The 12,993-nt window shown below is 52.3% G+C and carries 12 protein-coding genes; all 12 read left to right on the top strand.

The window, feature by feature from the left end; translation table 11 throughout:
* Positions 1-7: 7 nt before the first annotated feature.
* The 12 genes from ACR9Y2_RS20285 to ACR9Y2_RS20230 all read left to right on the top strand — a co-directional run bounded on the left by ACR9Y2_RS20285 (position 8) and on the right by ACR9Y2_RS20230 (position 12,992).
* Positions 8-1,123 carry a phage major capsid protein gene (locus ACR9Y2_RS20285; protein WP_435043458.1) on the top strand — a complete coding sequence of 372 codons (1,116 nt, stop codon included), beginning with the start codon at positions 8-10 and terminating at the stop codon, positions 1,121-1,123.
* 56 nt (positions 1,124-1,179) lie between these two features.
* Complete coding sequence (locus tag ACR9Y2_RS20280) at positions 1,180-1,362, top strand: hypothetical protein (RefSeq protein ID WP_435043457.1); 183 nt, start codon at positions 1,180-1,182, stop codon at positions 1,360-1,362.
* Position 1,363: 1 nt separating this feature from the next.
* Complete coding sequence (locus ACR9Y2_RS20275; RefSeq protein ID WP_435043456.1) at positions 1,364-1,657, top strand: head-tail connector protein; 294 nt, start codon at positions 1,364-1,366, stop codon at positions 1,655-1,657.
* A gap of 2 nt (positions 1,658-1,659) precedes the next feature.
* Complete coding sequence (locus ACR9Y2_RS20270) at positions 1,660-1,980, top strand: phage head closure protein (protein ID WP_435043455.1); 321 nt, start codon at positions 1,660-1,662, stop codon at positions 1,978-1,980.
* Entirely contained in the window at positions 1,962-2,621 is a 660-nt protein-coding gene (locus tag ACR9Y2_RS20265) for a glycosyltransferase family 2 protein (RefSeq protein WP_435043454.1), read from the top strand. Before ACR9Y2_RS20270 ends, ACR9Y2_RS20265 begins: the two co-directional genes overlap by 19 nt.
* Positions 2,622-2,625: 4 nt before the next feature.
* On the top strand, positions 2,626-3,135 hold the full coding sequence (locus ACR9Y2_RS20260; protein WP_435043453.1) for an HK97-gp10 family putative phage morphogenesis protein: 510 nt from the start codon (positions 2,626-2,628) through the stop codon (positions 3,133-3,135).
* Positions 3,135-3,491 carry a tail completion protein gp17 gene (gene gp17 / locus ACR9Y2_RS20255; RefSeq protein ID WP_435043451.1) on the top strand — a complete coding sequence of 119 codons (357 nt, stop codon included), beginning with the start codon at positions 3,135-3,137 and terminating at the stop codon, positions 3,489-3,491. Before ACR9Y2_RS20260 ends, gp17 begins: the two co-directional genes overlap by 1 nt.
* A gap of 52 nt (positions 3,492-3,543) precedes the next feature.
* Positions 3,544-3,966, top strand: a complete 423-nt coding sequence (locus ACR9Y2_RS20250) for a phage tail tube protein (RefSeq protein WP_435043450.1) — start codon at positions 3,544-3,546, stop codon at positions 3,964-3,966.
* A 9-nt stretch (positions 3,967-3,975) separates the two neighbouring features.
* Positions 3,976-4,314 (top strand): hypothetical protein, encoded by a 339-nt coding sequence (locus ACR9Y2_RS20245; RefSeq protein WP_435043448.1) that lies wholly within the window; start codon positions 3,976-3,978, stop codon positions 4,312-4,314.
* A 29-nt stretch (positions 4,315-4,343) separates the two neighbouring features.
* The gene (locus tag ACR9Y2_RS20240; protein ID WP_435043447.1) at positions 4,344-4,637 is read left to right on the top strand and encodes a hypothetical protein; all 294 of its coding nucleotides are present in this window, start codon (positions 4,344-4,346) and stop codon (positions 4,635-4,637) included.
* Positions 4,638-4,660: 23 nt separating this feature from the next.
* Positions 4,661-7,192, top strand: coding sequence for a tape measure protein (locus tag ACR9Y2_RS20235; protein WP_435043446.1), 2,532 nt, complete (start codon positions 4,661-4,663; stop codon positions 7,190-7,192).
* A gap of 100 nt (positions 7,193-7,292) precedes the next feature.
* The gene (locus ACR9Y2_RS20230) at positions 7,293-12,992 is read left to right on the top strand and encodes a hypothetical protein (protein WP_435043445.1); all 5,700 of its coding nucleotides are present in this window, start codon (positions 7,293-7,295) and stop codon (positions 12,990-12,992) included.
* The last annotated feature ends 1 nt before the right edge of the window (position 12,993 follow it).

Raw genomic sequence — 12,993 nt, 5'->3', positions numbered from 1 at the left:
GTATTATATGGAAAATCAAGAACTCATCAATGAAATCAAAAAGCTCCATGTCGAAATGAAGGAAGCGCACAATCAGGCGCTTGCTGAAGTCAAGGCACAGGGTTTTGCTTCACCAGAAATCAAGTCGGCAATGGCAAAGATGGAAGCGGACATTGTGTCCCTGACCAATCGTGTCGTTGCCGCAGAACAGAAGTCTATCGCCCCGATGCAAGCAAAGGCTGAATCGAAGTCAATCGGACAGCAGTTTGTCGAGACGGAATCGTTCCGCCTCATGGCCGAAGGCAAGAGCCGTCAGGCCCTCGCTGAGATCAAGGCTACGTACACGTCGCCGTCGCAAGTGGCTCCCATCGTTGCGACTCCGCAGGGCAACAACATCTTCGCCTTCCAGGTGCGCAATTATCTGGGCGGCATGCCGATCCAGACCGACTTGGTCAAGGTGCCGCAGGAGACCACGACTCAGGCCGCAACTGTCAAGACAATCGGTTCTGCTGCTGCTGAGACCACCACGGCAATCACGATGGTCGATACTGCTGTGCGCACAGTGGCTCACTTCACGAGCATCGCCAAGGAATTTCTTGCTGACGCTCCTGCATTCGGTGCCTTTGTCGACCAGCGCATGGCCTTCGGTATCCGTGGCGCTGAAGAGACGCAATTGCTCATTGGTGATGGCACTGGACAAAACCTAAAGGGTCTCGTACCTTACGCCACTACCAAGACGTTCACGACTGAAGCAATGATTGACCGCATTGCGTTGTCTGTCGCTGACGCTTTGGCAACTGGATACGTGCCGACATTCGTTGTCGTGGCTCCGGTTGACTACGGCAAGCTTGTGACCGCAAAGGCTTCGACGTCTGGCAACTACTTGCTTGGCAGTCCTGCATTTGGCTTTGCCGCAACCATTTGGGGTGTCCCAGTGGTGCCGTCGCCGAAGATGACCGCCAACAACTTCCTGGTGGGCTCTGGTCTCGCAGCTTCGGTTGCAGAGCGTCAGGGCACGACACTCAGCCTGTCGTACGAGCACGCAAGCAATTTCACAAGCGGCATCGTGACCGTAATGGCAGAACAGCGTGAAGCACTCATGGTCTTTGCGCCGGGTGCATTCATCACAGGTGTGCTGAGCTAAACCTCAGCGCTTAGGAGGAATAGGGCGGGCCGCAAGCCCGCCCTTTTTCACATCGCATGCAAATCAAAGCAATCAAACCCTTTCTTGGCAGCGTTGAAGGTCTCATTGACAACGGGCAAGTATTCGATGCTGACGACGCAAGAGCCAAAGAACTAATTGGCATCGGTCTTGTAGAACCATACAATCCGGTCGAAGAGACAAAAGTAGTCAAACCAGTAAAAGAAAAGAAGAGCAAATAACATGTCAGAATCCATCTCTCTTGATCTCGCAAAGTCACATCTTCGGGTGATGGACGACAACGACAATGCGTACATTGTCCATCTCATCGCAGCGGCAAGACAGGCAACTGAACGATACATCGGGCAGCAGATCGGCGTTGTGGATGGCGTAAATCCTGTTCCTGCCGATTTACAGGCGGCAATGCTGCTTACGGTAGGGCACCTGTACAGCAATCGAGAGTCTGTGGTCGCTGGTCAATTGTACGAGTTGCCAATGGGAGTGAAAGCGCTGCTGGCACCATTCGTGAGGTATTAGCCATGTTTGCTGCTGGCACTCTCGACACACTCATCACAATCCAATCCCGCACCGTCTCACAGAACCAGATCGGTGAAGCTGTCGATACCTGGGCTGACACTGCCCATACCTACGCTCATAAGTCGTCTCGTTCCGGCAGAGAGTTCTATTCCGCTTCCAGAACCGTGGCAGAGGATGCCGTGTTTTTCACAATCCGCCACATGGACGGCCTGGACAGCACGATGCGTGTGCTGCATGGATCCGATGCGTACGACATCACAGCCATCCGGTACTCGGAAAAGCGCCGGGAGTCCATTGAGTTGCAATGCCGCAAGGTCACTTAGTCTCTGCCGTCTGTCCGACCCGGGCAAGCCGCATTGAGTACTTGCCGACTGCAATTCGATGCTTTCAGAACCAGACCTACCAGCACCGTGAATTGGTCATCGTGAGTGAAGACGACGTAACAGCCGTCATCCCATCAGATACACGCATACGGCTTCTCAGATGCCCTCCAGGGCTCACGCTGGGCTTGAAGCGGACCATTGGCGCTGAAGCGGCATCCGGCGATGTTGTGGCGCATTGGGACGACGATGACTTATATCACCCTGCCCGGCTGAGCGAGCAGCAAGCCATCCTGACGCCAGACAAGCCGATCACTGGTTATCGGTCCATTCGCTTCTACAGTGTCGTTGACGGCCACGCAAGGGCATACCACTACCATGACGATGCTCTCGTCCTGGGCACCAGCATCACGTATCGGCGCTCAGTCCTGACAGAGCATCCATATCCTGACTTGACCCACGGCGACGAATGCATTTGGCTTGCTGGGCTCGGCTCACTTCTGACCGCCACAGACGGCCTTGACCGCTGCATTGCCCTGGACCATGACGGCAACACATGCCCACGCATCTACACGACCAGCTACAGCGCCATCGACAGGGCTGAGACGTTGGGGCTGATGCAAGAGTGGTCTTCCCCTAAATAACTGCATGGCAAAGTCAGTAAGAGTTGATGGTTTAAGCAAGCTGGAACGCTCCATCCACGCAATCATTGAGCGGTCACAAGGCCAAGCTGTGATGGATGTGTTGGGCAAAGCCGCCAACATGTTCCGCCAGCAGGCCGTAGCAAACGCCCATTCAGAAGGGTTGCCGAAGGAAGTAGCCGACAGCATCTTTGCCTTTGGCCGTCTGCGTGGCAAGGTCCGCAAGAATCCATCTGCATTGGTCGGCGTCAAGCGTGGCAAGGGCACACCAGCATACGTCGAATGGCAGGCAGCAGGCGGGCCGGGTGCAAGGTCCGCTGTCGGCAGTGGCAAGGCCATCAAAGCCACATCCGCACCAGGGCGCACCATCGGCATGTCGCTTGCCACGATGTTCGAATTTGGAACAAGCAAGATGCCACCAAGGCCATTCTTTGCAAAGGCGCTCAAAGAGAAGAAAGCAGAAGTGAAATCGTACGTACATGATGAACTGCTGAAAGTTCTCACGAAGGTAGACTAATGATCGAAACAACAATCAGACAGGCACTAATCACGGCAGGCATCGCTCGTGTCTATCCAATCTCCGCACCGCAAGACGCCGAATTGCCCTATTGTGTGATTTGGCGCATCGGCGCAGATGCCGACATGACCCTTGATGGAGATGCATCGCTGAGACAAAAGACAATCCAGGTGTCCTATTTCTCGAACAGCAGCACGGACGCACTCCAGAAAGCCGACATCATTGCAGACACATTGATTGGTTTCGCAGGCGATTCAATTCAGAATGTTGAATTGGTCACCGAAGGCTCGTCTTACGAGTACGACACCACGCTCTACCATGTTTTTCTAAGATTTGACGTTTGGCATACCGCATAATCGCACTCTCATAAATAACTTCTGAGAATTCTCATCTCGGGGGTTATTTCCGATGGCAAACAAGTATGCCGCAAAAGGCGTGACATTTGGTTATGGTTCACCGCTCGTAACCGTAGCAAGCGTAAAGAGCATTTCTGGACCTAAGCTGTCAGCAGAACAGATTGACGTGACCACACATGACAGTTCGGGTTCGTATCGTGAATTCGTTCAGTCCTTCAAAGATTCGGGCGAAGTGACTTTGAATCTTGTCTATGATCCGTCTGACACGACACAGGGCAATTCGACGGGCCTGTTGTCGCTCTTCAACAGTGGCGCAGTCACCGCAATGGCAATTAGTTATCCCATGACATCGCCCGTCAAGAAGCTTACATTCACTGGCATCGTAATCGGCTATGAATGGGGCAACGCCGAAATCAGCAGCGCACTCGAAGCAACTGTGACTGTCAAAGTAAGCGGCGCAGTGACATTGGCATAAGGAATCACTATGCGCAATTACCCTGACAAATTGAAAGTCTTGGTAGACATCTTTGGTGACGGCGTAAGCAGAACACTCGTCGTCACCACTGGCGTTCTTCGCAGACTCGACGAAAAGCATGGCATCAAATTTGATGGCTCTTCGGATGAGCGTCCTCTCTACTCCGTCGTACCGCAGGCAATCGCTGAATCGTGCATCGAGAAGGATGTCACTATCGAGGACATCGAAGATCTTCCGGTATCCGACATCGAACGCCTTGCACTTGCATTCTTCCAAGCTCTGTGTGCTTCAGCGAGCAAGGATAAAGCAGACCCAAACGCACAAAAGGACGAGACAGCAAGCCAATAGACTGGCTCGTCCTCTGGGCAGACGCTCGAATGCAATTGCATCTCACCGAAGATGAATTGTGGGATCTGGCATTTGTTGAGTTGGATGCGCTGTTTGCATCACATCGCAAACAAGAAGCGTATCAGGATTATCGATTCGGCAAGCTGTGTGAAATCATTGCACTAAGCCAAGGCGTCAAGACTAACAATGGAGCCAAGATCAGCCCGGAGTTGTTTTTCCCTTCGATCAAGCAATTAACAAAAGAAACCGCAGAACAATCGCCTGAGCAAATGCTCGCCTGGGCTGAACAGTTCGCCGCAGCAAACAAGACCTCCGATAAATAACATATCGGGGGTTTTCTCATATTATGGCGAACACATTAGGCGATTTGATTGTTAAGGTCGGTGCGCAAGTTGACGGGTATCAAGATTCAATGCTTGGCGTTCTCGCCACGGCTGAAAAGACAGTCAAAGGCGTAGAAACGAAGTTTGCCAATTTTGACAAGCTCGGAGACCGTCTAACCGGGCTCGGCACCAAGCTGTCAGCCGCCATCTCCCTGCCCCTGATCGGTGCTGGTGCATTGGCCGTCAAGTCGGCAATGGACATGGAGTCCCTTGAGATGGCGCTTCGTGGTGTGGCCGGGTCAGCAGAAGAGACGCAGGCGCAAATGAAGCGCCTGATCGAGGTCTCCAAGCTGCCGGGTCTCGGTCTTGAAGAAGCCATCAGGGCATCCGTCAACCTCCAGTCGGCAGGACTCTCAGCACAACAAGCGGAGCGCTACATCAAGGCATTCGGCAACGCATTGGCAGGTGTGGGCAAGGGCAAGGCGGAACTACAGAGCGTCATCGAGCAGTTGCGCCAAATGTCGGCGAAGTCTAAGGTCACCGCCGATGACCTGAAGCCGCTCATGAACGCCACGCCGCAGGTAGCCAAAGTCGTCAAAGAAGCCTTCGGAACCATCGACACGGAAGCGCTTCAGAAGATGGGCGTAAGCACATCGCTCTTCATCGAAACCGTCGTCGCAGGACTGGAGAAACTGCCAGCAGCCGGGAACACGACCAGGAACACATTTGAGAACCTTCAGGATGCCATTTCGAGAACATCAGCACAGATGGGCAAGAACCTGATGCCCCTGGTACAGGAGATCATTCCAAAGATTGAAGGTTTGACGGCCAAGCTTGGTGAGATGGCAGAGCAGTTCTCCAAACTCGATCCTGCTACCAAATCATTTTGGACCAACTTTGCGATTGGTATAACAGTCACGCCGCTCATTATCGCTGGCATTGGTGGCGTCGTTAAAGTGGTCAAGGATCTCGCCACAGCATTTGCTTATTTGCAAGGCATCGGCGCATTCAGCCTGTTGTTTTCGCCTGCTGGCATTGCTGTGTTGGCTGGTCTTGGTGTTGCTGCTGTTGCTCTCAAAGAACTCAACCACCTTGATGAGGTCGGCAAAGCTGGCACTGATCGTCTTTACACCGAGCGCCAGAAAACCGCAAAAGCAAAAGACGCAGAATTGGAACGTCAAGCAGCAGCCGCCTGGGCGCAACGTGAAATCGAGGACGGTCAAAAGCGGGCTGAAGCCATTCAGAAACAGCTTGCCGCCCAAAAAGGACTGACCGAAGAGACAACCAAGTATTACCAGCCGGGTCACGCAAAGCTTGAATTGTCCATTCAAGAACGTGCTGAGCTTGATTTAATTGGTCAACGCTACACCGATGCAAAGAAGTGGCTTGATGCGTACTACACCAGCAAAGCGCTTGATAAGCAACTCACATCGGAATTGCTTCAGATCGGCGCTGGCTTCAGAACTGAACTGTCGGCACAAACCGCAGAATACGCAAAGCAAGTGACCTCGATAGATCAGGTGGCGGCGGGCCTGGAAAAGATGCTTCGTGCAAATGCGAAGCTGACCGACCTTGAATTGCCAAAGGGCATGAAGGTGTCATATGACGAGACGACCGAAGCCATGTTCAAGTACGAAACTCGGTTGAAGGAACTCAACATCAAGACCAACGAAGTCATGAAGGGCACGGTTGTCCAAGATGCAATGAAATCAACCATTGCGGCCTATGAGGCGGGCGCAATCAGCGTTGAAGAATTCCGCCGTGTATATGAGGAACTTCTGAAGGTCTATAACAACAAAACTGGCAGCGGTTCGCATGGCCAGAAAGACAGCGTCCTCAAGGAAATTTCGACGATCATGACAAACATGAATCAGTCCATTGCTGATGCCATCGTCAATTGGAAGGGCTTTGGTGAGACCGCCGTCAATGTGCTCAAACAGATCGGCAAGGCCATCATCGCCGAAATCCTTACCAAGATGGTTCTTACGAAAGATCGCATCAACAGCATTGTTGACGTGCTTGGCGCTGGCCTCAAAAAGATCGGCCTGGGCAAGATCCTGGGCTCTGGTGTGGACAAGGCGGCAGATATTGGCTCGTCCGCAACATCGTCGTCAGCGTCGGCAGCGTCGTCTGCGTCGTCGAGTGTTGGCGGCATCGCTGGAGCCGTTAACATGGTGTCTGGCATTGCAAGTGCAATCGGCAGTCTCGGGACAATGTTCGTGACCATGAAGATGAATTCCAAGTTATATGACATTGAGACTGGTATCCGTGGCATGGTTGGCAACTCCACAGGACTGAATGAGCAGATCAACGAGTACCTTCCGGCCCTGAAGGGCATCGAGGACCGAATTACACAACTGATCACTGGCGGGCTTGGCGTCTACAGCTTTCCGGATTCAGAGGTCCGTGTCCGCATGGCTGACAACTCGCTCGTCGGCGCTGGTGGAACCATGCAAGTCGTTGTGAATGGTGGCTATTTCATGACAGACGGCGCATTGGATAGTTTCACTGATGCGTTCATCGGTAGATTGCGAGCACGAGGTTTGAAGCTCTAAGCGAATCGTCTACATATTATCGTTCATACCGTCCGGGCGTTGGCATCTCCTACATTTTATCTTTGCCGACGCCTTTATTTTGTTTCTCATAAATATTGACATGTCATTGTCAGTAACTATTGGATCAATCACTCGCCACATTGCAGAATCGTCACTTTCCATCTCAAGCACATTGGGTCAAGTCGGAACTTGTGAACTTGTTCTGCCTGACGTATTAGGTACTCTTACCATTCAAGTCGGCACCACAATCAACATTACAGACGGTGCCTTGATCCTGTTTTCCGGATTTGTGACGGACACCAGCATCAAACTTGTACATGGCAACAAGCGTGTCATGTCCATTTCGGCGCAAGATTGGAATGCTTTGCCATCCCGCCATTCCAGTGGCGAATTTGAATGGCCCAAAGATACACGAGTGAATAATATCGTCCGTGATCTGATTACTAACAGTCCAATGAATGACGATGGCGTGAACCTGTCTATGGTTCCGGCTGGTGGTGGTGATCTTACGACAGAAGTGTTTAACCCGGTTTACACGACACTGACTGACGCACTTAACACACTTGCCACTTTGTACAAGAAATTCTGGAAAATTGATTACACCAAGACATTACAGTTCGGCAATTGGGATGCTGGAATCATCAGTGCTGTCGTAACCGACACAAGTCACAATGTGCGTGCTCAAACGCTATCGTCAAGAGCAACATTGGAACAATATGCCAATTACGTGATTGTTCGCTATTCCAATTTCATCAAAGATTTCACGCAATCATTTACGGGCAATGCGACACAAACCGATTTCTCAGTCAACAATCCTGTCGCTTCCCAACCCACAGTCAAGGTGAATGGCACCAATCAAACCATTGGCGTGTTCGGCCAAGACACTGGAAAGCAATGCTACTGGACTGCTGGTGGTCGAGAGATCACCTTCACGACAGCACCAGCATCGGGCGCAACGGTCTCGGTTGCCTACCGTGGCCGGGTGATCGACGTGAAGGATGCCATTGACGCTGCTGGCGTTGCGGCAATGCAGGCGCTTGTTGGCGGTTCTGGTGTGTTCGTGAAGAACATAAACGTCAGCGAAGACACGACCATTACGGACGCACAGGCCATTGCTGACCGCCTTCTGGACAAGTACAAGCACATCTCATACGTCGTAACGTTCGAATCGGACACGATCACATCGCAGATCGGTGACCGCATCACGATCAACGTCACTGGTGTGCCAACTGGGAACTATGTGGTCCGATCCGTGCGCACCAACATGATGGGCAAGGGCTTGCGACGGTCGTATGAGTGCGTATCTGGCAACATCTTGAGCGATGGGTTCGATGCCTTCTCAGCCATGACAGGGCAATCCGTTCTGTCGGGCGGCACGATCACACTGCCACCTGATACATCGAGCAGCACATCGGGACTGGCGTCCATTGGCGACAACATCCTCGTCAATGCCGATTTCGAAAGCGATCTTGATGGTTGGACGGTCTATGCGCCCATCGCCAGCAGCGTGTCTGTGGGCTCGACTGGTGCGAAGTCAGGATCCAAGTACCTCCACTTGACACCGATGACCGCATATGGCGATGTGAGCCAATACAGTGACCATTCATTTCCTGTTGCTGCTGGTGATTGGTACACAGTCGAGTATTGGTTGCGGACCAGTGGCTATGCCCTTGGCCCCGGCAATGAAGGAATCTCGTCGCCACAGATCAACTTCCAGTCGGCAAGCGGCACCTACATCTCATCGATCCAATCCACGGTTCCACTCGGCACTTACGATTGGACGTTCTTCAGAGTTTCAGGGCAGGTTCCGGAGAATGCGACCAGGGCGTCACTGATTGCCGTCTGGGGCAAGCTGATGAACGGCACGGTGGACATCGACGCCATCCGCATGTACAAGGGTGCACCGTCACAGCAGACGGTTGGAGCAAACCTGCTTCTCAACCCCGATTTTGAAAGAGCGCTGGAAGAGTGGAACGTCGAAGTTCCGTTGATCTCGTACACGTCCATTCAGCAGGGCGGCGCAAAGTCGGGCGGCAAGTTCATGCGCATTGCAGGCGGGCAGGCCATCGCAGCAGCGGTCAAGCATTCTTACAACGGTTCGGGGTTCTATCCGGTTGTTGAAGGGCAGTCCTTCAAATTCGAAGGATGGTTCCGTACAAATTCGGCCGTCAAGGCAGCGGGCAACAATCTCTATACACAGGTCGGCTTCTACAACGCAGCACAGACCTACGTCGGCGGCTTCGTGTTCTCCTATCCAGAAGGCACGACCAGTGCATGGACACACCTTACGGGCCACGGCGTTGCGCCTGCGGGTGCTGTGTATCTGTCGTTCTTTGCCTTCATTGGCAAGCTCCAGTCAGGCTCCATCGACATCGACAGCCTACAACTCTATTTCGAAGATGCCGTCGAGAAGACGCCTCTGGACTATGGCGCATTGGGTGACGGCAACACTGATGATTCCCTGGCCGTCCAGAACGCCATCAACGACAACACCACATTGAAAATTCCAGCCGGGTACACGTTCCTGACCAATGGTGTGTACCTATCCGGCAAGACATCGCCATACATTTACGGCGGCGGCACCTTGAAGCAGAAGGCCAATGCACCAGCGGGTTCATGCTTGTTGCTCGTCACCAACTGTGTTGAGCCTTATGTTGAGGGTCTCATCCTGGACGGCAACAAGACGAACCAAGCCAATGCCGTCGACAACCTGTTGTACTTCTCCGATTGCACAGGAACCATAACTGCTGATGCTGTGACGGCCAAGGCTGGCAAGTCTGGCGGCATCATCGCAATCTCTGGCACTGGTGCGGGTGTGCCCACGTCCGTCATCTACAACGCATGTACGGTCACTGGTTGCACTACGGCTCTGGGCATCCTGAACAGTGCCACGGCTGGATTGATTCCTGTCGCCAACATCACAGACTGCATTTCAACTGGCAACTCTGTGGACGGCATCTCGGTGAAGCGGGTGACAGACATTGCCATCACGAACACGCAGAGCACGACCAACACTGGATATGGAGTGAAAGCAGACACCTGTGGAGTAAGATTCTCCGATTGCAATGTGTCATCCAATACGGCAGGCGGCTTCAGTCCTGTCGGCACCACAACCTATACGGCATACAACACGGTCGGCTTGTCGGACCAGCGTGTGCCCATTGCTGCGCCACCTCCGGTTGCCAGCTTCGCTTTCGCCCTGAAAGACTTCAACACACAGTTCGGCTTTGATTGGTCTTGGGTCAATCCGACAACCATAGGAACCGCCAGCGGCACGATTCGTCAGGTTCGCTATTGGGTGAAGACTGGTGGTGTCTTTGTCCTTGATGGTGGCTGGATCACGACAGGCACGACGTTTGATCTGTCTTCTTCACTGACGGCTTCAGATGGCCCGTTTCCTAAGCGTTCTGGCGAGTATGAGGTTGAAGCTCGCATTGCGACTCTCAATTTCGAGAACACAAAGTCAACATGGATGACCACATCGGCAAGAGTCGCAATCGCTACACTCCCGATTGATTCCTCACTCGACAATGTCAATCTGAACACCAACTACAACGGTTCGGGCTTCAAGGTCATCTCGAACACTGACGGAACGATGGATGTGTCGGTACAATACGGCCCTCCATATCCTCAGCCACCATCGAGGGTCACGCCTCTCATTGCGGCCTTGCCGATGATCGAATTGACGGACGGGAACGTATTGTCCTATCCAGCACAACCGTACACCGCAAATCCGGCACTTGATCCTCCTGGGAATCTTCAGGTCGTCACTGTCAGCATGGACAAGCCATCGGCACCGACAACGATTTACTTTCACGTATTGTCGGTCAGCACAAGCGGTCAGCTTGCGTACAAACCACATGGCTCAGCGTCAGCAAGCGCATATATTGCAATCTCAATCACACAAACAATGATTGACGGCGCAGTCAGCACAAATGACGCTCCTGTCGCACCTACTGGAATCAGCATCGCCGTTGACTCATCGAAGCCCGATGTATTCTCATTGACGCCATCATGGACACTGCCATCCAACAAAGGCGGCAATGTTGGATACGCAATTGAGGTACAGTACCTTGACACTCCAACTGGCACTTTGCTCAGCACTGGATGGCAAGCACCGACCACAGCCGATCAGAACGGCAAGAATACAACATCAGTAACGATTGGTCCGTTTGCAAGGCAGACAGTAGACCGCTACGTGTTCGCACGAGTCAAAGCCGTGAATGGCAATGGTCTGACATCTGCATGGGTAACGATGTCGGGCACTGGTACATTGGTGCCGAAGGGCGTCAGTTATCAGCAGCCGTCAGACATCTCGGGATTCACATTCGAAATTGGCGGTAGCAGCAGCCAATACACAATCACGCCTGCGTTCACAAATCCGACCGATCCTGCAATCATTGGTTATCAAGTAAATGCACAATTTTACTTGGATGCTGGCGCAACAACACCAGATGGCACAGGCACATGGATTGACCTGGGCGCAAGGCAGGATTGGACCGACAAGACAGCATATGGTCCATATCCGAGACAGACATATACTGCTTATGCCAAATGTCGTATTCGTTCGTTGAATTCAACAGGTGGATATGGCAACTGGATTACGTCCTCGACTATCGGCACTGTTGATCCAGTATCGGCACCACCAGCACCATCAGGTGTGTCGTTTACATTGGCAACATCTACGAGTTCAGGTGCGCCACAATTCCGACCGACAATTACCGTTTCGGCTAATGCCGCACTTGGCACGACGGAGAATTATATCCGTGAAATGCGGTTCTGGAGTGACGCAGCATTGACAAATCCAGATAGTGACTGGATTCCTCTTGGTTCCGTCTATCGCACCACACTGGTAAGTTCTACTGAATGGTTTCCCTGGGACAAAGTGACCAAGTATGCTCGTGTACGTGTCGCTGGTGAGAATAAAGATGGCACGCCTGGAACTTATGTCACATCAGCTACAGTCACGCTGTCGGCATCTGCTGGATTGGATTTGACAGCATCTGATACTTCGAAACTGAAGGGTCTCGAAGTGGTTGGCGGCAAGATGCAGCCAAAAGTTGACGGAACCGAATTGGTCATTGACTCAAATGGTGTTGTATCGCAGGGCGTCGTGAATCTTTTTCGAGCGCAAGGCTTTGATCCTGCTGTTTTCAATGTTGTTGGTGGCATGTTTAAACAAACTGCCATTTCGACATCTGTGTTGCTGGCTGGCCTCATTGCAACCAATTCACTTGTGGTTGGTGGTGGCACTTCAAATGTGACTGTCGGCCCGACGTCAGTAACCATCAATGGTGGAAGTAGCACGTTGACTATCAATTCTACTGGCGTTACATCCTCACAAATGTACACTGGCAGTTTGCAATGGACTGGGTCGCTTATTCGCTACAGCGGTGCTCTTCAGGTGGGCTGGTGGGATAATGACGGAATTTACACCGCTGGAACCGTTAGGGCATATCGTGTCTATGGTGTCCAGTGGGGCGACATTAACAGCAAACCAACAATTGTCACTTCGGTCAATGGTCAAACTGGTGCCGTCACAATCTCTGGTGGTTCTGCCGCCTGGGCGGATATTACCGGGAAGCCGACATTTGGCAATTCATCCGGCCTAAATGTCGGCACGTCCTCAGGAACCGTCTGCGCTGGAGATGATTCGAGATTGAGTGATGCCAGAACGCCAACGTCACATTCACATCCACTCAACACAACAGATGTTGAAGTTAGATTAGCAGATGGTTCCACTCAATGGATTCGAACAATCAATATCTCATCTACCGACACAGGCAATACAGGAAGCTAAT

The sequence above is a fragment of the Paludibaculum fermentans genome, assembly GCF_051172195.1.
Lineage (GTDB): Bacteria > Acidobacteriota > Terriglobia > Bryobacterales > Bryobacteraceae > Paludibaculum > Paludibaculum fermentans_A.
The sequence above is the reverse complement of the archived record's forward strand: the minus strand, read 5'-3'. Positions and strand labels throughout refer to the sequence as shown.

Coding starts and splice junctions, on each gene's coding strand:
- ACR9Y2_RS20285 (WP_435043458.1), top strand. CDS start 8: ATGGAAAATCAAGAACTCATCAATGAAATCAAAAAGCTCCATGTCGAA.
- ACR9Y2_RS20280 (WP_435043457.1), top strand. CDS start 1,180: ATGCAAATCAAAGCAATCAAACCCTTTCTTGGCAGCGTTGAAGGTCTC.
- ACR9Y2_RS20275 (WP_435043456.1), top strand. CDS start 1,364: ATGTCAGAATCCATCTCTCTTGATCTCGCAAAGTCACATCTTCGGGTG.
- ACR9Y2_RS20270 (WP_435043455.1), top strand. CDS start 1,660: ATGTTTGCTGCTGGCACTCTCGACACACTCATCACAATCCAATCCCGC.
- ACR9Y2_RS20265 (WP_435043454.1), top strand. CDS start 1,962: ATGCCGCAAGGTCACTTAGTCTCTGCCGTCTGTCCGACCCGGGCAAGC.
- ACR9Y2_RS20260 (WP_435043453.1), top strand. CDS start 2,626: ATGGCAAAGTCAGTAAGAGTTGATGGTTTAAGCAAGCTGGAACGCTCC.
- gp17 (WP_435043451.1), top strand. CDS start 3,135: ATGATCGAAACAACAATCAGACAGGCACTAATCACGGCAGGCATCGCT.
- ACR9Y2_RS20250 (WP_435043450.1), top strand. CDS start 3,544: ATGGCAAACAAGTATGCCGCAAAAGGCGTGACATTTGGTTATGGTTCA.
- ACR9Y2_RS20245 (WP_435043448.1), top strand. CDS start 3,976: ATGCGCAATTACCCTGACAAATTGAAAGTCTTGGTAGACATCTTTGGT.
- ACR9Y2_RS20240 (WP_435043447.1), top strand. CDS start 4,344: ATGCAATTGCATCTCACCGAAGATGAATTGTGGGATCTGGCATTTGTT.
- ACR9Y2_RS20235 (WP_435043446.1), top strand. CDS start 4,661: ATGGCGAACACATTAGGCGATTTGATTGTTAAGGTCGGTGCGCAAGTT.
- ACR9Y2_RS20230 (WP_435043445.1), top strand. CDS start 7,293: ATGTCATTGTCAGTAACTATTGGATCAATCACTCGCCACATTGCAGAA.